This window comes from Calderihabitans maritimus (genome assembly GCF_002207765.1).
GTDB classification, from domain to species: domain Bacteria; phylum Bacillota; class KKC1; order Calderihabitantales; family Calderihabitantaceae; genus Calderihabitans; species Calderihabitans maritimus.
Genome location: NZ_BDGJ01000195.1, coordinates 1 through 19,213, shown reverse-complemented (window position 1 = coordinate 19,213; position 19,213 = coordinate 1). Strand labels below are relative to the sequence as shown.

General features: G+C 47.7%; 17 protein-coding genes, 1 pseudogene and 1 riboswitch. Of the genes and pseudogenes, 1 reads left to right on the top strand and 17 read right to left on the bottom strand.

Translation table 11 applies throughout. From position 1 onward, the window contains the following. Positions 1–1,642: cation-translocating P-type ATPase (locus KKC1_RS13695; protein ID WP_143288769.1), on the bottom strand; the 1,642-nt coding region annotated here is incomplete at its 3' end. A 151-nt stretch (positions 1,643–1,793) separates the two neighbouring features. Between KKC1_RS13695 and KKC1_RS13690 the strand changes: the two genes are divergently transcribed. Continuing rightward, positions 1,794–3,566: an Rqc2 family fibronectin-binding protein gene (locus KKC1_RS13690; RefSeq protein WP_143288766.1), complete on the top strand. Its 1,773-nt coding sequence runs from the start codon at positions 1,794–1,796 to the stop codon at positions 3,564–3,566. 4 nt (positions 3,567–3,570) lie between these two features. On the opposite strand, the gene KKC1_RS13685 is transcribed toward KKC1_RS13690, so the two are convergent. From KKC1_RS13685 to KKC1_RS16920, 16 genes and pseudogenes are all read right to left on the bottom strand, one after another. Then, on the bottom strand, positions 3,571–4,977 hold the full coding sequence (locus KKC1_RS13685) for a sigma-54-dependent transcriptional regulator (protein WP_238134319.1): 1,407 nt from the start codon (positions 4,975–4,977) through the stop codon (positions 3,571–3,573). Further along, positions 4,967–6,052, bottom strand: coding sequence for a two-component system sensor histidine kinase NtrB (locus tag KKC1_RS13680; RefSeq protein ID WP_088554983.1), 1,086 nt, complete (start codon positions 6,050–6,052; stop codon positions 4,967–4,969). Before KKC1_RS13680 ends, KKC1_RS13685 begins: the two co-directional genes overlap by 11 nt. A gap of 167 nt (positions 6,053–6,219) precedes the next feature. Beyond that, positions 6,220–7,371 carry an acyl-CoA dehydrogenase family protein gene (locus tag KKC1_RS13675; RefSeq protein ID WP_088554982.1) on the bottom strand — a complete coding sequence of 384 codons (1,152 nt, stop codon included), beginning with the start codon at positions 7,369–7,371 and terminating at the stop codon, positions 6,220–6,222. Between the two features lie 49 nt (positions 7,372–7,420). Continuing rightward, positions 7,421–8,569 carry an acyl-CoA dehydrogenase family protein gene (locus KKC1_RS13670; RefSeq protein WP_088554981.1) on the bottom strand — a complete coding sequence of 383 codons (1,149 nt, stop codon included), beginning with the start codon at positions 8,567–8,569 and terminating at the stop codon, positions 7,421–7,423. 51 nt (positions 8,570–8,620) lie between these two features. Continuing rightward, a complete protein-coding gene (locus KKC1_RS13665) occupies positions 8,621–9,511 on the bottom strand; it encodes a hydroxymethylglutaryl-CoA lyase (RefSeq protein WP_088554980.1) in 891 nt (296 codons plus the stop codon). 13 nt (positions 9,512–9,524) lie between these two features. Continuing rightward, entirely contained in the window at positions 9,525–10,514 is a 990-nt protein-coding gene (locus tag KKC1_RS13660; RefSeq protein WP_192868250.1) for a hydroxymethylglutaryl-CoA lyase, read from the bottom strand. Positions 10,515–10,528: 14 nt separating this feature from the next. After that, on the bottom strand, positions 10,529–11,311 hold the full coding sequence (locus KKC1_RS13655; RefSeq protein WP_088554978.1) for an enoyl-CoA hydratase-related protein: 783 nt from the start codon (positions 11,309–11,311) through the stop codon (positions 10,529–10,531). Between the two features lie 27 nt (positions 11,312–11,338). Continuing rightward, positions 11,339–12,868 (bottom strand): acyl-CoA carboxylase subunit beta, encoded by a 1,530-nt coding sequence (locus KKC1_RS13650; RefSeq protein WP_088554977.1) that lies wholly within the window; start codon positions 12,866–12,868, stop codon positions 11,339–11,341. 252 nt (positions 12,869–13,120) lie between these two features. After that, positions 13,121–13,774 carry a thiamine phosphate synthase gene (gene thiE / locus KKC1_RS13645; protein ID WP_088554976.1) on the bottom strand — a complete coding sequence of 218 codons (654 nt, stop codon included), beginning with the start codon at positions 13,772–13,774 and terminating at the stop codon, positions 13,121–13,123. A gap of 1 nt (position 13,775) precedes the next feature. After that, a complete protein-coding gene (gene thiH / locus KKC1_RS13640; protein ID WP_088554975.1) occupies positions 13,776–14,909 on the bottom strand; it encodes a 2-iminoacetate synthase ThiH in 1,134 nt (377 codons plus the stop codon). Between the two features lie 47 nt (positions 14,910–14,956). After that, a complete protein-coding gene (locus tag KKC1_RS13635; protein WP_088554974.1) occupies positions 14,957–15,724 on the bottom strand; it encodes a thiazole synthase in 768 nt (255 codons plus the stop codon). Between the two features lies 1 nt (position 15,725). After that, on the bottom strand, positions 15,726–15,920 hold the full coding sequence (gene thiS / locus KKC1_RS13630) for a sulfur carrier protein ThiS (RefSeq protein WP_238134322.1): 195 nt from the start codon (positions 15,918–15,920) through the stop codon (positions 15,726–15,728). A gap of 68 nt (positions 15,921–15,988) precedes the next feature. After that, positions 15,989–16,094: riboswitch (TPP riboswitch) on the bottom strand. A gap of 56 nt (positions 16,095–16,150) precedes the next feature. Beyond that, positions 16,151–17,644: an alkaline phosphatase family protein gene (locus KKC1_RS13625; protein WP_088554972.1), complete on the bottom strand. Its 1,494-nt coding sequence runs from the start codon at positions 17,642–17,644 to the stop codon at positions 16,151–16,153. Between the two features lie 117 nt (positions 17,645–17,761). Beyond that, positions 17,762–18,334, bottom strand: coding sequence for an orotate phosphoribosyltransferase (gene pyrE, locus KKC1_RS13620; RefSeq protein ID WP_088555016.1), 573 nt, complete (start codon positions 18,332–18,334; stop codon positions 17,762–17,764). Positions 18,335–18,338: 4 nt separating this feature from the next. After that, the gene (gene pyrF, locus KKC1_RS13615) at positions 18,339–19,058 is read right to left on the bottom strand and encodes an orotidine-5'-phosphate decarboxylase (protein WP_088554971.1); all 720 of its coding nucleotides are present in this window, start codon (positions 19,056–19,058) and stop codon (positions 18,339–18,341) included. After that, positions 19,015–19,213: pseudogene (locus tag KKC1_RS16920) on the bottom strand (hypothetical protein); the annotation flags it as partial. The gene pyrF and the pseudogene KKC1_RS16920, both read right to left, overlap by 44 nt.

Here is a 19,213-nt window from a genome sequence, read left to right as displayed (position 1 = left end):
CCCCCGCCAATCCTACGAAGATCAGATCTTTTTCCAATTCTTCGCTATTTCCCAGATCTTCCTCCCGTATTTCTTTGTAGGCAAAGGCTAAAACCCTTAGGGCATCTCCGGCCATCGCTTCGTTCTGCTCAGCCAACTGCGAACTCAGGGCCGGGGTCAAAGGCACAATCCGGTCGTTATAATAAACGCTACGACAAAGGTTGAGAATTACATCCGGGGCACCTTTGACGTAAACTCGGACGGTCCCCCGGGAATCCCGGTAAATGACCGACATTCTTTTTTTCTCTGGTTCAAAAGGAATCTCCTCCAAACGTTCCTCTTCTTTTTCTACATGTTCCCGCCAAATTCCTGCTTTTGCCGCGGCTACCAGTAGCGCTCCTTCTGTAGGGTCTCCAGCTATGCTCCATGCTTTTTTACCCTGCCGGCGGAACATTCCAGCTATGGGTATCCCGTTGCGTTTCAAAATTGCATTGTTGCAGAGAGAACCTATCTTTAACAGTAGCCAAAGAGCCCTATCTTTTCGCGGATTAACCTTCTTGCCTTGCAGGTAGAAATCTCCTTGAGGAGCATAACCTTCGCCGGTAACTTCCACCAGGCGACCGTTACACCATAAACGTCGTACAGTCATTTCATTTTTAGTAAGAGTACCCGTTTTGTCGGAACAAATTACGGTAGCACAACCTAAAGTTTCAACCGCCGGAAGTCTTCTGATAATTGCATTCCGGGCTACCATTTTTTGTACACCTACAGCTAGGGCCACAGTTACGATAGCCGGAAGGCCTTCCGGTATAGCAGCGACCGCCAGACTTACTCCCGCCAAAAACATACGATAAAGAGGTTCTCCCCGTAATACGCCGGTGATGACTACCACAACACATATTATCAGGCAAAAAGCCACCAGCCACCTTCCCAGGAAACCCAGCCGTTTTTGTAGAGGCGTTTCCTCCGCTTCTGCCTCCTGTATCATTCCGGCTATCTGCCCCATTTCTGTATCCATACCGGTAGCTACCACTATCCCCCGGCCCCGTCCCCGGGTCACAACCGTTCCGAGAAAAGCCATATTCTTCCGATCCGCCAGGCCTAATTCTTTTTGGGGAATAGGCTCCTTATTTTTTTTAACCGGTACCGATTCCCCGGTTAAAGTAGATTCTTCTATTTCCATGCGAACCGTTTCCAATAGTCGTACATCAGCAGGAACCCGGTCTCCGGTTTCCAATAAGACAATGTCACCGGGAACCAGCTCTTGGGCCGGAATTCTCTGTTCTCTACCGTTTCTTATCACTCTGGCTTCCGGAGCAGCAAGACGTTTCAACGCTTCCATGGATTTTTCCGCGCGATATTCCTGAATAAAACCCAGAGCTGCATTAAGCACCACAATAGCCAGAATAGTAACTGCGTCTACATATTCTCCCAACAAGGCCGATACTAGGGTTGCAGCAAGCAAAACTAAAACCATAAAGTCGGTGAATTGACTAAAAAATATATGCAGGAGAGAAATTTTCCTGCTGTCTTTAAGTTGATTCGGTCCGAAGCTCTCCCTTCTCATTTCAGCTTCTGCATCCGTTAAGCCATTAACCGGATCACTCGCTAAAGCTTCTACCACCTCCGAAGGTGATAACTGGTACCATTGTCTCAGCACCATCCCGTTCCTCCCCACCATACTTTTCTCTCCCAAATATATTCAACTTGTCTTTAAAAAATGACCTTGGGCTCTCTAGGCCTTCGTTGCCAGGAAATTATAAAAATGTTATACTATCCACGATTCTTTAATTTCGAGAAGGGTGGGAAGTTCGGTGGCATATGATGGCGTAGTTTTGGCTGCGGTCAGGCAAGAGCTGAATACCACCATCCTACAAGGACGGATTGAACGTATCTACCAACCCCAAAAGGAACTTGTTCTATTCCATATACACCAGAAAGGACAGACCCATAAACTCCTTTTTTCAGTTCAGGCTGCCAGTGCGCGGGTACATCTGACCAGGCAGAATTGGGAAAATCCCCCCGCACCACCTTCGTTTTGTATGCTGCTGCGCAAGCACCTGGAGGGGGGACGCGTTGTTAAAATAGAACAACCGGGCCTAGAAAGAATACTCCGCCTCTTCATACAAAATTACAATGAAATGGGTGAATTGACCGAAAAAGTTCTGATTGCGGAAATCATGGGCAAACACAGCAATTTAATTTTGCTGGACCCGAAGACTAATAATATCATAGATGGTATAAAGCGGTATACTTTTGCCGTGAACCGCTACCGGGAAGTTTTTCCCGGAAAACCTTACCTACCCCCTCCCCCGCAGGAAAAACTGTTTCCTCTTGAAGTCGCTGAGGAAACTTTTCGGGAAAAATTGCTGTACTCACCTTTATCCCAAAAGTTAAATCGTATTCTCCTCCAGAATTTTGAAGGTTTTAGCCCTCAAACCTGTACGGAAATCGTCTTTCGGGCGGGCCTGGAAGCGGATACAGTTCTCGACCAGTGCGGCGAATACGAAATCACTCGTCTCTGGCAGGCATTCAAAGAAGTGGTCGAGAATATCCGGGAAGGGCGTTTCTGTCCTACTTTAATAAAACTCGACGAAACATACCAGGCCTTTTCCGTCCTCGATCTGACTCAATACCCGGAAACCTCCCACCTTCACCCGTCAACCATAAGTTCCGCCTTGGACCTCTTTTACACAGCCAAACAGTTGCAAGAAAGGATTAAACAGCAGCGTTCCAGTTTAATCCAATTAGTAGAGCGGGAAATTAACCGACTGAGTAAGAAGCTATCGCACCAGATGCAGATTCTGTCGGAAGCGGAAAAGGCGGAAAAGTATCGTATGGCCGGCGACCTCGTCACAGCAAACATATACCGCTTGCGCAAAGGGGATAAGATCCTGCGAGCGGAAAACTTTTACCATCCTGAGGCAGAAGAAGTTATCATTGAGTTAAACCCTGAATTAACCCCGGCTCAAAATGCCCAATTTTATTACAAAAAATATAATAAGCTTAAGAGAAGCTCTCAGAGAGCCCGGGAGGAGATTGAACCTCTCCGAAATGAGATATACTATCTGGAAAGCGTTTTGCACAGCCTGGAAAACGCCGATGATGAAGAGCACCTGGAAGAAATACGTGGGGAACTGGTTGCTACCGGCTATCTTAAAAAGCAACCCTCGCCGAAAAAGGAAAAAGAAAAAACACCGGCTCCGAATGCCCCTCTTTCTTTTCTTTCCTCTGATGGCTTGGAAATTTTAGTCGGAAAGAACAACCGCCAGAACGACTTTCTCACTTTTAAGCTGGCCGGCGGAAACGACATGTGGCTTCACGTTAAAGACTATCCCGGATCTCATGTTATTATCAAAACCCCTTTCACGCAAAATATACCTTCCAGGACCTTGGAGGAAGCCGCTCAACTGGCCGCCTTTTACAGCAAGGCCCGTCACGCGCCTAAAGTAGCCGTCGATTACACGCAGAGAAAAAACGTACGGAAACCAAAAGGGGCTAAACCGGGTATGGTTTTATACGAAGCTTATAAAACCATTCTAGTAACTCCTGCTAAAGCAGTATCGGAAAAAACAAAAAACGGCTGATTACTCAGCCACCATGGTTACGGGTCAGTTTTTTTTCCTTTTCCGGGATAATATTAAGTCTGGCCATCTTGTTGTACAAGCTCCGGCGGGAAATTTTTAGTTTTCGGGCAGCTTCGGTACGCTTCCAATTGCACCTAGACAAAACTTCAATGATAACTTCTCTTTCAATCCTGCTCATGATACTGTCCAAACAATCTCCTTCCTCCCAGGTAACGCCAGAACGTTGGGCTTCCCGGGAAAGATGTTCAGGAAGGTCTTCCGTATTGATCTCCTTCCCTTCCGAGAGAATAACCATTCGCTTCACCGTATTTTCTAGCTCCCGGACGTTACCCGGCCAATCGTAACTCATTAGTAATTTCAAGGCCTCTTTGGAAATCGTTTTCGGTTCTACTCCAAACTTTTCGTTAAATTTCCTTAAGAAATACTCTACCAGATAAGGAATATCCTCTCTTCTTTTGCGCAACGGCGGAAGCTCAATGGGTACTACATTGAGCCGGAAATACAAGTCTTCCCGGAATTTTCCCTGCTGTACCATTTCTTTCAGATCCCGGTTTGTGGCCGCAATAACCCGCGTGTCAACGGTAATGGTTTCAGTACCGCCAATCCTTTCAAACTTTGGTTCTTGTAGAACGTTTAGTAGCTTGGCTTGGGCCGAAAGAGACATGGTGCTGATCTCATCCAAAAATAGCGTGCCTTTATGGGCCAGCTCAAATTTTCCCGGCTTACGGGTTGCAGCGCCGGTAAAAGCTCCTTTCTCGTACCCAAACAACTCGCTTTCTACTAAACTCTCCGGTAATGCTGCACAGTTTACCGTAACAAATCGCTCCTGGTGTCGGGAACTGGCTTCATGAATCAAGCGGGCCAGCAAACTTTTGCCCGTCCCACTCTCCCCCAGGATGAGAACCGTACAATCGGTGGGAGCCACTTTGGCAACTCGCTGAAAAACTTGCTGCATCACATTGCTATACCCTACAAAATCGTCAAATTTTTCCCTAAGAGCAAGTTTACTGCGCAGCACTTTATTTTCGGCGGTAAGACGATGCATAGTCAGAGCTTTTTCAACTGCCAGGCGCAGCTCGTCCATCTGAAAAGGTTTGGTCAAGTAATCGAAAGCACCTAATTTCATGGCTTCAACCGCATTACGTACCGTAGCGTAGGCAGTCAATATAATTACCGCTATCTCCGGGTATCTTTCTTTCAGCCGCTTGGTCACTTCAATTCCTGACATTCCCGGCATTTTTACATCAAGAATAGCCAGGTTAACCTGATTTTCCCGGCACTGTTCCAAAGCCTCGGCACCTGAGGCCGCTGTAATTACCCTGTAACCCCAGCGCTTCAAAACTTCCACCAGGAGGGACCGCATGTGCTCCTCATCGTCGGCAACCAGAATCAAGGGAGTTTCAACGGCCAAGGAGAACCATCCTTTCCTTCGAAGGCATCTTTACCCAAAACTTTGTGCCTTCTCCCACTTTACTCTCCACTTCGATCAATCCACCATGTTCCGAAACAATCCGATGTACAATCGCCAACCCCAAACCGGTACCTTTTTCCTTGGTAGTAAAGAAAGGATCGAAAATGCGGTCCAAGTTTTCAGGGGCAATTCCAACACCGTTATCACTTATTTCTACCACTATCCATTCCCCTTCGGGATCGTAAGAGGTAACCACATGAATTTCTCCTTGGGCACTAGAAATCGCTTGTAAAGAATTAAAAAAGATGTTCAGAAAGACTTGTTTAAGTCCTTCTTCATCGCCTATAAGCGGCGGTAAATCCTCCGCAAAAATTTTTACTACCGCTACCTCGTGTACGGAGGTTTCCATCTGAAAAAAGGCCAGTACTTCATCTAAAAGCTGATGAAGATTGATTTCTTTAAACTCCCGGGAAGAAGGCTTGGCAAAATCCAGCAACTGTTGGGTAATTCGAGTCAGCCGTTCGGCTTCTTTAATAATTATTTCCAGATAACGACGGCGGGGATCATCTTCCTCCATTTCCATTAATACCAGATTGCTGTAACCATGAATTGCCCCTAACGGATTGCGAATTTCATGAGCCACCCCCACCGCCATTTCCCCGAGGGCGGCCAGTTTTTCCGCTTGCCGCAGGTGCCTTTCCAACTGCCTCTTTTCCGTGACGTCTTCCACTACCATAGCAATTCCCAGCGCTTCCCCCCGCCGGTTTTTAATCAAGGATATGCTGGGGTTGATTATCAACTTTTTGTTTCCTTTAACCTGAAATTCCACATCCCGCCCTCGATAAGTCTTTCCAGTCCGCAAGACATAATTGACGGTACGAGACAACCTTTCTCTTTCCTCTTTTACCATTATGAACTGATAATGAAGACCTTGAGCTTCCCTCCGGGAAACTCCGAAGATTTTCTCCGCTGCCGGATTCATCCCCGTAATATATCCTTCTAAGTCGGTAGTAATAACACCGCTGGAAAGACTTTCAAATATGCTATCGTTGTACTCTCGGTTGCTGGAAAGCATTCCTCCTCTGCCCCTTTACCTACGGCTCAATATAATTGTAAAATATCTTGCACAATTTGTTTTATCATTTTCGCTGATTGGAAAAAAATAAGGGGTCAATAGTTATTCCTGAACCCCAATTGGAACCAAAACAGGCGAAAAATGTATAAATCCCGGCTCAAACAAGTTTATGCCCGTATGAGCTTGCTGGAAATTACTAACTTTTGAACTTCAGAAGTTCCGCCTCCAATGGTCATCAGTTTGGCATCCCGGTAGATGCGTTCGATGGGATACTCTTTCATATATCCGTAACCTCCGAAAATTTGTAACGCGTCTTCCGCCATTCTTACCAGCTGGTCGGCATAAAAACCCTTAGCTACCGAGGCCTCGAACTTTCCGTCCAGTCCTTCGTCTTTCATCCAGGCAGCCCGGTAGGAAAGCAATTTTGCTGCATCCAAAGTGATTTGCATGTTGGCCAGCTTTTCCCTGATCATTTGAAACTCGGCAATAGGCTTTCCAAATTGTATCCGCTGTTTGGCATATTCCAAAGTCATTTCTAAAATTGCCTCCATAAGTCCAATGCTTTCTGCAGCCAGGAAAACTCCCCTTTCCCAGACTAAAGTATCGGTAGTAACCTGGAAACCTCGCCCTTCATCGCCCAACCGGTTATCTACTGGAACACGGCAGTCCTCAAATACCAGTTCAGCCGTGGGTGAGGAACGGTGGCCCATCTTGTTCAGTTCACGGCTGACGGAGAAACCTGGAGTTCCTTTTTCTACAATGAATGCCGTTACTCCCTGAGCACGCTTGCTCCTGTCTAAAGTAGCCATAACCAAAATCACGTCGGCAATCGACCCATTGGTTATGAACATTTTACTACCGTTCAGGACATAATAATCTCCTTCTCGCCGGGCGGTAGTCTGAATGCCTGCCGCATCCGAACCTGCATTGGGCTCCGTAAGAGCTAGGGCACCTACGTACTCTCCGCTACAGAGCTTGGGTAGAAACTTCTTCTTCTGTTCCTCAGTACCATGAAGCCAGATAGGAACGGCACATAAAAACACGTGGGCACCTACGGAAAGGTACAGTCCTGCGTCTCTTCCTCCCCGGCAAAAAGCTTCATAAGCTAAGAGACTGGTTACCGCGCTGGCTCCACTCCCACCATATTCTTCCGGGATAGGAAGTCCCAGAAGCCCAATTTCTCCAATCTTTCTCCAGAGTTCCCAGTTCCACTCCCCCGTTTCGTCCCTTTGGTCTGCTCCCGGAGCCACCTCCTGCCGGGCGAAACGCTCTACAGAACGCGCCAACATTTCCTGTTCTTCCGTAAACTTGAAGTCCATAATATCCCCCTCGTTTTTCATTAGTTCAAAACTTTCATACCCATAACATTTACAATACGCTTCGAGCTATTATCATTTTTTGAATCTGATTGGTGCCACCGTAAATTTGAATTATTTTTGCATCCCGCATCATCCTCTCTACCGGATGCTCACGTAAATATCCGTACCCACCCAATAGCTGGACCGCATCGGTAGTAACCCTCATTCCTACATCGCTGGCAAAAAGTTTGGCCATGGATGAGTACCTGATGGCTTCTTTGCTTAAATTCCTTTGTTGTAAAGCTTCTTCCAATATCTCTGCCGCAGTGTAAACCAACTGTCTCGCCGCTTCTATTTGCGTAACCATGTCTGCCAAAATAAACTGAATGCCCTGCAAAGTAGCCAACGGCTGGTTAAACTGTTTCCGGCGCTTCACGTAATCTAATGCATACTCAAAGGCTCCTTGGGCAATCCCCACCGCTTGGGCCCCGATCCCCGGTCGAACCCGGTCTAAAGACGTCATGGCAATTTTGAAACCGTCTCCCTCTTGTCCAATACGGTGAAAACAGGGTACCCGGCAGTTCTCAAAAAACAACTCTGCCGTGGGAAGCCCTCGCACCCCCATCTTGTCTTCTACCCGTCCCACTACCAGACCCGGTGTATCGGCTTCTACAACAAAGGCAGTTATGCCCCGAATGCCGCTCGCCAGATCAGTAGAGGCAAAAACTATATAATACTGGGCCAAGCCGCCGTTGGTAATCAGGCATTTTTGTCCGTTAATGATATATTGATCGCCCCGTCTTATAGCCCGGGTCTGAATGGCTCCGGCATCCGAGCCAGCCTCCGGTTCCGTCAGTGCAAAACCTCCTATAGCCTGCCCGCTAGCCATGGGACGCAGGAACATTTCTTTTTGTTCCCGCGTGCCGAAAAGCAACAAAGGAGTTAAAGCCAACTGTTGGGAGTTAATCATGAGTCCGGCTGTACCCGAAACCCGGGATAGTTCCTCTACCGTCAGGCAGAAAGATATAAGGTTACCCTCTCCTCCATACTGAGAAGGAACACTGAGACCTACCAACCCCTGCCTTGCAAACAACTCCCACCAATCCCACGGATATATATCTTGTTTATCGATTTCCGCAGCCTGTGGCTTAACCTTTTCCTCGGCCAGTCGGCGAACCATCTGTCTCAGCATTTCATTTTGCGAAGATAACCGGCGCATTATTTATCCTCCTGGAGTTCTGTTCAGTCTTGCCAACTTCACACATTATTCTCAACCTAGCGACGACAACCTGCTGCCTACTCTCCGCCCGACCATTTCCTCCGCGAAACGGACTGCCCGTATCAGTTCACGTAAATTTATACCGGTATCTATACCCATCTCCTCCAGCATGTACACCAAATCTTCCGTAGCAATGTTGCCGGGAGCGTCGGTAATTACCGGACAGCCTCCCAGACCGCCTATGGAAGCTTCATACATCACTACTCCCGTTTGCAATCCCGCCAGTACATTGGCCAATCCCATTCCCCTCGTGTCGTGCAAGTGAAGACACCACTCTACCGCTGGGTACTTTTCTTTCAGTTTCTGCATCATGTCGTACACCTGCCGGGGATTGGCCACCCCAACCGTGTCTGCCAGAGTTACACTCCTAATCCCTATTTCTACTAATTTCCCTACTAAGCTAAACACCTGCTCCTCCCTTACCATCCCGGAAAAGGGACACCCGAAGGCTACTGCGATGGCAGCTCTAACCGTAACACCGTTCTCCTGCCCTAAAACAGTAGTTTTTTCAATTTGGCTTAATGAGTCGGCAATAGACATTCCAGTGTTCTTTTGGTTGTGCTCTTCCGAAGCGGAAATAACTGCTTGTATTTCTCTTACCCCTGCCTCTATGGCCCGTTTCATGCCCCGCTCATTCAAGATTAGAGCCGAATAGGTAATGCCGGAACCTGCGGCAAGCCCTTGCATTACCTGCTCTGCATCCGCCATTTGGGGAACTAAGCGCGGGTTCACAAAAGAAGTTACTTCGATAAACCTGATTCCCGCTTCGACCAAACGCCGGATCAGGCCTAATTTACGGACAGTAGGAATGAATTCTTTTTCCAACTGGAGTCCGTCCCGCGGTCCCACTTCTCGAATAATCACCTGCTGCGGCAAATGCATGGCTACTCACAGCTCACTCTTGCGGCGGATAATCATGGGGTTCATGCTGAACCGGGCCGCAACGAATCACATTAGAGCGCAACTGTCTTCCCACAATTCTCTCCGCTTCTCTTCCGACTTCCATCAAGCCCTGTATATCAATGCCGGTATCAACTCCCATTTCTTCGAACATGCATACCAAATCTTCCGTACAGGTATTCCCGGCGTATCCCAAGTGATACAATGGAGCCCCCGTTGCCGGTTGTCCGCCGATAGCTCCGATTGAAGTATCAAAGTATATCATCCCCGCCTGGAGGGCAGCTACGTTGTTGGCGATCCCGGTTCCTCGGGTATCATGGAAATGTACTATAATTTCTTCCGGCGTGAAACCTTCATCCTTGATGTATTCGTAAAAATAACTGGCCTGCCTGGGATTACACATGCCGGTCGTATCGCCAAAACCTATCCACCGTGCACCCAAGCTCTTCCACCATTTCCCAAACTCAACTACTTTCTCTATTGGGACGTCGCCCTTAATGGGACAACCGAATGCGGTAAGCACCCAGGCCAGAATGTTAAAACCGTGTTCAAGAGCCTTCTCGCACATCTTCTCCAAAAGGGCCATATTTTCTTTATGACTCATATTAACGTTGGCCTTGTTATGGGCCTCGCTGGCTGAGATGACAAAAGCCAGCTCCTGTACCGGATATCCCATTTCTTTGGCTTCGATAGCTCGCTCCAGCCCTCGCATATTCGTGACGATAGCCCTGAAATCCACCCCCGGCTTCCGGTCGATCCTTTTTAGCACTTCCAGTGCGTCGGCAAACTGCGGAAGGTACTTAGGGTGGGCAAAGTTGGTTACTTCAATTTTCTTAAATCCCAATTCCTGAAACTTATTGATCATATAAACTTTTTGCTCCGTGGGAATGATTTTTTTCTCGTTTTGCAGGCCGTCCCGAGCCCAACATTCACCGATAATCACCTTTCGAGGCAGTTCAATTTGGCTTAACCTGATCTGATTCAATAAGTATCCCTCCCTTAACACCCCTTATATACCGGTTTCCTCTTTTCGTTAAACGCCCGTAAACCTTCATTCCGGTCCTCGGTGGTTAAACAAACATTATAGCATTCAGCTTCGAAAGCCATACCAGTATCTAGCTCCACTTCAACCCCGAAGTTTATAGCTCGTTTGGCCTGCTGGAGGGCTATGGGACCGTTTTGGGTGATTTCTTTCATCAGTTCTCGATAAGTTTTTTCCAGCTCACCCTCCGGCACCACCCGATTTACAATCCCCCAGGCGGCAGCCTCGGGAGCGGAAATGCGCCTCCCGGTGAAAATAAGCTCCTTTGCCCGGTGCTTGCCAATTATCCTAGGAAGATTCTGGGTCCCCCCTCCTCCTGGAATAATGGCCAAAGTAACTTCCGGCAGGCCGAAGACTGCCGTCTCGTCAGCAATAATGAAATCGCAACCCAGGGCGAATTCAAATCCTCCGCCCAGAGCATAACCGTGAACTGCCGCAATCAAAGGCTTGGGGAAGTTCATCACCGTTTTAAAAGCTTTTACGAACAGCGCTCTCTGGCGTTTCATCTGTTCTGTGTCCATATTTTTCCTTTCCTTTAGATCAGCGCCAACACAAAATGCCCGCGACTTTCCCCCAGTAAGAACGGCAGCCCAGACGTCCTTCTTCTCTTCCAAATAACCAAGAACGTTAATAAGGTCCTTAGCCATCTGGGTACTCAAGGCATTCAAGGCCTCTGGACGGTTGAAAGATACAATCGCAACATGGTCTTCCCGGGCCACTTCAATTGTTTCCCATTCCAAGTTGGAAACCTCCTTTTAAAGCAGTCTTTACACCGGGGTAACCCCATGTTTTCTTTCGCTGAAAGTCTTTTCTTTCGTGGAGTATAGCTCAAAACGACGGATTAATTCGTCTCGCAATTCAGAGCCGACAACAACATGATCGACTACCAACTCCGCCGCCAGCCGGTAGATATCTATGTCTTCCCGGTACTCTTTTCTTTTCTGCTCCACGAACGCAGCCCTCTCTTCCTCGGGTAAAGTCTCGATTTTGTTGAAATAGACGGCATTAACAGCTGCTTCCGGACCCATCACCGCAATCTGCGCCGAAGGTAGTGCCAAACAGCAGTCAGGCTCAAAAGCCGGACCACACATCGCATACAGGCCGGCCCCGTAGGCTTTCCTGACCACTACCGAGATCTTGGGTACCGTGGCTTCGGATATGGCCGAAATCATCTTGGCACCGTGACGGATAATCCCCTGTCGCTCCACCTCCGTACCCACCATAAAGCCCGGTACGTCCATAAGAAACAGGAGGGGAATATTGAAGGCATCACATAAGTTAACAAATTTGGCTGCTTTATCGGCAGAATTTACAAAGAGCACCCCTCCCATCACTTTCGGCTGGTTGGCCAGCACCCCTATGGGACGACCGTTTAACCGGGCCAGTCCGGTTATTAATTCAGGGGCAAAAAGCTTCTTAATTTCCAGGAAGCTGTTCCGGTCGATAAGACGCTCAATAATTTGATACATATCGAAAGCAACGCTTTCCCGCTCCGGTATGATTTCTTCAATGCTGGGACCGTGTAACACGGGTGGAGCCGGTTCAGTCATCGGTGGTTTCTCTTTGTAGTTCTGCGGAAAGTAGCTCAAATAGCGACGGGCAACCCTGATCGCCTCTTCTTCACTCTGCACCAGAATATCACCGCATCCGCTGACTGTGCAATGCATCCGTGCCCCGCCCATCTCCTCCAGGGTTACTTTTTCCCCGATTACCATCTCGGCCATCCGGGGAGAGCCCAGATACATGCTGGCATTACCTTCAACCATTATAACCACGTCGCAAAAGGCCGGAATATAAGCGCCACCGGCAGCGGAGGGGCCAAAAAGGAGACAGATTTGGGGAACCATCCCGGACATCTTCACCTGGTTATAAAAGATGCGTCCTGCGCCACGCCTTCCCGGAAACATCTCTACCTGGTCGGTAATACGGGCTCCGGCTGAATCCACCAAGTAAAGCATAGGTACCTTCAGGTTCATAGCCGTCTCCTGAATACGAATTATTTTCTCCACCGTTCTCCATCCCCAGGAACCGGCTTTGACGGTTGAATCATTGGCCATGTAACAGACCGTACGACCATTGATCTTTCCAATTCCAGTTACTACTGCATCGGCTGGGAGGTCCGGAGCCAGACAATTAGCCCAAAACCCGTCCTCCGCTTCCAAACCGGGATCTAACAGTAATTTAAGTCGATCCCTAACAAACATTTTTCCCTTCTCTGCATTTTTCTGATGGTATTTTGGTGCGCCGCCTTTACGGATAACTTCAGCCCTTTGTTTCAATTCCCGATCTGAACTCATACTTTTTCCTCCCGTAAAAGCCATGTATATTAGCTAACCTATCTTACGGCACTCTAGCTCAAGCAATCTATATGCCACTCTCATACCTGCCGCCAGCCATTTACCCCCCTCACCTCTGTTTCAGGCATTCAGCACATCATATATTTTCGTTCTAAAAAAAGAAGCCCATCTTCTCGATGGGCTGTTGAATAACAGACAGTTAATTTCGTAAATATTCATACACTTTTCGAGAAAAAAAGTGCACAAAATTACTTAAACTGCCGCTGCTAGAACCTTCCGAATCGCTTCCACCTTCTTAGGGATATCCTCGGCCCCTACAATTTCTGTAACCATGGCTATACACCTGGCGCCTTTCTCCCGAACCTGAGATATGTTATGTTCTTTAATACCCCCGATAGCCACAAAGGGAATACTCAGGTTTTCAACCACATATTCCAGGTACTCCAAGCCTACAGGATCACACACATCTTCCTTGGTTTTAGTGGGGAAAATCGGTCCCACACCGATATAGTCGGCTCCTCTTCGCACCGCATCCCAAGCCTGTTCCGGCGAATGAGTGGAAACGCCAATAATCATATCATCGCCCACCAACTCTCTTACCTTATCTGCCGGCAGGTCTTCTTGCCCGATGTGAATCCCGTCAGCTTTTACCAAAAGAGCTATATCAACATCATCGTTAACAATGAAAGTTACTCCTGCCCTTCTGGTGATTTCTCTTATTTGCAAACATTCCTGATATTTGTAAAGACTCTTTTTCTTTTTCTCCCTGTACTGGATTATCTGGATGCCTGCTTTGATCATCTCTTGCACCGTCTCCACGTTGTTCCTGCCGCGAGCATACTCTTCACAGGTAATACCGTAGAGATCGGTATTAAAAATCTCCCTCACTCGGTCAGCCAAAGCCATATCACGACACCTCGACTTCTATAGGATGCCAGTCTTTAAACACCGGTTGATACCCTTTGCTTAAAATCATCTCTCTAATTTCCGAAACGCTCCGTTCATCTAAGATATCGAACTGAGGAATGTTATTTTCTTTCCCGCGGTTAATCCGTCCGCCCACCGCAGTCACCGAACCGGCAGACATCTTGGTAACTCCCAGTCCAATTATGTTGTCCCTGAAGTCAGGAGCTTCCCGGGTAGATATGGTAATACCACACCGGGGCAGGAAAAGCCGGAGGGCCAGCATAAACTGGACCAATTCTTTGTCGTTCACCTGGCAATAAGGTTTGAATTCTTTAATTGTTCCCGGATAGCTACGCAGCCGAGGTAGAGAAACGCTGATTTCCACATCCAGATACTTGTTTTGGAGATAATGGGCATGCAGTCCGGTGAAGAAAGCGTCTTTTCTCCAATCACCCAGCCCCAGCAGCGCCCCGATATTTACAGACCTCATTCCTGCTCGCGCACCCCTCTCCGGTGCGTCAAGCCGGAACCTGTAATTCTTTTTAGGCCCCTTCAGGTGTACCCGGTCGTAGATCAACTCATCATAAGTTTCCTGGTAAATAGTAAGGCCATCCACTCCCGCATCAACCAGCTGGCGGTATTCTTCCGTTTCCAACGGATATATCTCTATAGATATGGAAGAAAAATACTTTTTTAAGATCTTGACACATTCTTTAAGATATGAGATTGGTGCTTTTGACCGGGATTCACCAGTCAAAATTAAGATATGACGCAACCCCGTAGCGGCAATCAAACGCGCTTCTTCTTCCACTTGACTTAAACTTAGTTTTTTTCTGGGCATTCGGTTCAGAGCACTGAAACCACAGTAAGCGCATTGATTGGCACAATAATTAGATAAATACATGGGAGTATAAAGAAAAATAACCTTACCAAAATTCTGCACGGTTAATCTATGCGCTTTTTGGGCCATAGGTTCAAGATAATTTTGGGCTTTTTCTGATAATAAAGCCAAAAAGTCCAAAGTATTTAAACGGTCCTGGGCTATAATCTTCTCGACTTGGCTATCAGTAACTTTTCCCCAAAATTCTTCCACGGGAAATTCCCTGTATTTCTGGACTAGTTCATAAAAGCTCATCTTTCCTCTTCCCATCCTTCGTAATCCAAAAAAGTTCTTTAATCCGCCTAGCGCAGAAAGCCGGTAAGCGGTGAAGATGCTTCGGCAAATTCTTTAATCCTTCCCGGACCCGCCAGAAACGCTTTCCTTCCCGCCTGAACCGCAAGACTGAACGCCTCAGCCATAGCCGGCGGGTCATCAGCCGTAGCAATAGCCGTATTCACCAACACAGCCGCAGCTCCCATCTCCATGGCTTCAGCAGCTTGGGACGGCCTGCCAATACCGGCATCCACTATTACGGGCAAATCGATTTCTTCGATTAAGATACGTATCATTTCTTTAGTTTTTAGACCCCGGTTGCTTCCAATGGGAGATCCAAGAGGCATTACCGCAGCAGCGCCGGCCTCCTGTAACCGTTTAGCTACCATAAGGTCCGGGTGCATGTAGGGCAAAACTACAAATCCTTTTTTTACAAGAATTTCCGTGGCCTTAACTGTTTCATAGTTATCCGGCAGTAAATATTTATTATCTGAAATTACTTCGATTTTCACCCAATTTCCGCAGCCCGCCGCTCGTGCTATTTCAGCTATTCTTACCGCTTCCTCGGCATTTCGGGCCCCTGAAGTGTTAGGCATCAAGATACAATCTTTGGGTATATAATTTAAAACGTTTTCTTCCTGAGCCTCAAAATCAATCCTGCGCAGGGCTACTGTAACTACTTGCGCCCCGGATCTCCGCAAGGCTTCGGTTATCATCTTCTTGGAAGGGAATTTTCCCGTCCCCAGAAATAGGCGATTGGTTAACTTCTTGCCCCCTATTACCAGCTCGTCAGTCACGTTATCCACCTCCCATCATAGTTAGAATCTCTACTGTGTCTTCTTCCTTCAAAACGGTTGCATCCCAATCTTCCCGGTTAAGCACGTCTGAATTATAGACGACAATAACTCCGTCAGGGTTAACTTTCTTCTCCCTCAAATACTCTAGAACGGTCATCCCTTGTCGCAGCTCTACTACCTTGCCGTTCACGGTCACTTTCAACTTCCGTCCCCCCTTCACTATAGGATAAGACAAAAGCCGCCAAAAGCGAAGGGGCGGCTATATCTATCCTTCACCCACTTCCCTACGCTGGAATTACCCAGGTCAGGTTCAAAGGGTAAGGGTTTCCCCTTTCTCAGCCTGCTCCTGCAGGCACCCCTAGTGGACTTACGGTATTTTTAGTTGTTGCGCATATTTTATCAGTTTTTTCCACAGAAGTCAACGAGTTAAACTTTATTATTAATCCCGAAATGTTTTAAGATATATGGAACAAAATCTACTATACGAGGATTTGATAAGTCTTCGGAAGACCCGGCAATAATAAGCGGTACTGTGGAATCTTCTTTATGAAGAGAACCATGGCTTCCTCCTCCCGGGTGCAAAGGAGCACTTTCCCCACTGAACTCGTAGCCCGGAAGAGCCGAGAGAAGGATTCTCCGCCCCGGGAAAACTTCCAGAGCCGCCCGTATCCGTTCTAAAGCATCGGGATACTCCCGGTAAATTATTTCTTCCCCACGGCAGGAAGCGTCAATCACGTCTAAATTACCTTCCACCTTCCAACGCCTGCCGTAGGCATCCCGTAGCGGCCCTCCCGGTCGGAAAGACAGAATCTTACCCGAACCTCCTTGCATTACTATGTATTCATCCCTTTTTTTCCACATGACTTGACTTATTCGTTCATCCCGAGCCAAGAGGTAAGCTATCTCTTCCAATAATTCCGGATCACGGTGAAGAATTTCCACCGAAGCCATACGCTCATTGGGACATATGGCCAGATCTCTTTCCTCCACCTGCCTTTCCCTCATACCCAGCAGTCGATATTTTTTAAGTATCCGGGGCAGGTTAATCATATTATGCTTTGACCTACCTATAAGCGTTTGGGAATGGTCGCCCGCTACTATAAAAACAGTCTTGTCCATGGCTTCATCCCACGACCGAAAACTATTGAGTATCCGTTGTAACTCCCGGTCAACTCTCTCAATACTGGGCCCACTTTCTAAGGGACCATGGACATGAGAATACCGGTCGGTATCGGGAAAATAGACGATCATGAAATCCGGCTGTCTACCCTTCCTTATCAACTGACTGGCAGCCCAACCGGAATATCCGTCATTAACTCCAAACTTTTTCCATGGTAGGACTTCCTTCTCCGTTCCAATCCCTTGGGCCAAAAGCCTTGGTCGGCATAGACTGCCGATCACCAATTCTCTCGGTCCCAGTACCCTCTTAGCTCGCACCCGATTGAAAGTGCTTATTCTAAGAAACTTCGGTATATGTACTGGATGTTCTTTCCGTCCGCGGTAAATAAAAAAATTAATGGACGCCGTCGATATTCCATTTTCTTCCAATATTTCGAATACTGTATTGACGTGGCCGCTTAAATGTTTCTCATTTAGATTATAAAGCAACTCGTGAATTACGTTAGCGGGGCCAATCTTAAACACCGCCGTTGGAGTAGCTCCATAATTGATATACCGACGCTCCGGGTAATTGAACCAAATGAAACCTGGAACCCGGTGCCTGTCCACCCCTAAACCAGTAGCTATCGAGCTGGATGCCGTAGGGGTCATAGTTGGAAAAACAGAAACACAGTCTCGGTGATAGAAACCACTTTTTATAAGAAACTCAAATGCCGGAACGGAACCTTTTTCCAAGCACCGGGTTAGAGCCTCGGGGTGAAAAGAATCTACTATACACAGGATAACTTTCTGGGCAGTCATAACTTCACCTACTCCATAGTCTGGGCCAAACCTCTTGGCATGACAGTTAGGGATCTATTGCCAACGCCCTCCGCAAACGGATTATCATTTCGGCGAAATATAGATAAATCCTGCTTTTCACACCTTTCTACTGCCAGGTTTAACTAATGGTATACCCGCTCGACATAAAGGACATTCTTCGGCTGAAAAAGTTTCCACCGTAAGAGACAACAGGCTTTCCACAGGATAATCCAAACGGACGTGGCCACCACTACGATCAACCAAAACTCCAACTCCTTCTACCTTACCCCCGCTCTTCTGAACCACTTCAATTACTTCCTGGACAGAACCGCCAGTCGTAATAACATCTTCTACCACTAGCACTTTTTCGCCCTGCCCGATTGAGAACCCCCTACGCAGCGTCATAAAGTTATCCTGCCGCTCAGTAAATAAAGCCCTGGCATTCAACCAGCGAGCGACTTCGTGGGCCACTATAATTCCCCCTAAAGCCGGTCCCACTACCGCCTTAATACCTTTACCGAGAAATCTTTCTGCCAACTCCCTTGCCAGTTTGGTAGCATATTCCGGGTACTGGAGAACCTTGGCACATTGAATGTAACGATTGCTATGCAGTCCTGAACTGAGAAGAAAATGTCCTTCCAAAAGAGCTTCACAGGAGGTGAACATATTTAAGATCTCTTCTTGTGACAGCATTTTAGAGTCCCTCCATTTCATCCATAATTTTCCTCACCGCTTCTACGGGATCAGGAGCCGCTGTAACGGGACGCCCTACTACCAGATAGGTAGCACCTGCCGCTACTGCCTCCGCAGGGCTTGTTACTCTCTTCTGGTCCCCGTGCTCAGCCCAAGCAGGACGAATACCAGGAGTGACGATCACAAAATCGTCGCCACACACTTTTCTGATCAACTCGACTTCTTGGGCCGACGCCACTACCCCGTCCAATCCCGCTTCTTTGGCCATATATGCCCAATCCTTGACCGTCTCCCGCAGGGGCTTAGGGATACCAATTTCTTCGCGCAACGCCTTTTCATCTAAACTGGTCAAAACTGTAACACCCAGTATCAACGGCTTCTGTACCCCTTTTTCTTGGGCCCTGCTCCTTGCGGTTTCCGCCGCCCGCTTCAGCATTTCCCTGCCACCGGCAACGTGGAGGTTGAACATAAATACTCCCAGATCTACCATCACCTCTACCGCCCGGGCTACTGTATTGGGAATGTCATGTAATTTCAGGTCCAGAAAAACCTTAGCCCCTCGGCGCATAATTTCGCGGACAGCTTCAGGCCCGTGACTATAATAGAGCTGCATACCTACTTTAAACATACCTACGTGAGGCGCCAACAGATCTACGATTCTGCTCGCCTGCTTCAGGTCACTGGTATCGAGGGCCACAATTAGTCTTTCCCTGTCCCTCATAAAAGCAGGTTCCCTCCTTCCAAGCCAAACCGACCATTTGGTTTACCTCCTCGAACCCATTTCGTTCACAGTACTTCCTGATACCATCCAAAACCTCTAAGGAAGCCCGGGGATTCACAAAGTTAGCCGTGCCCACAGCTACGGCGGACGCTCCC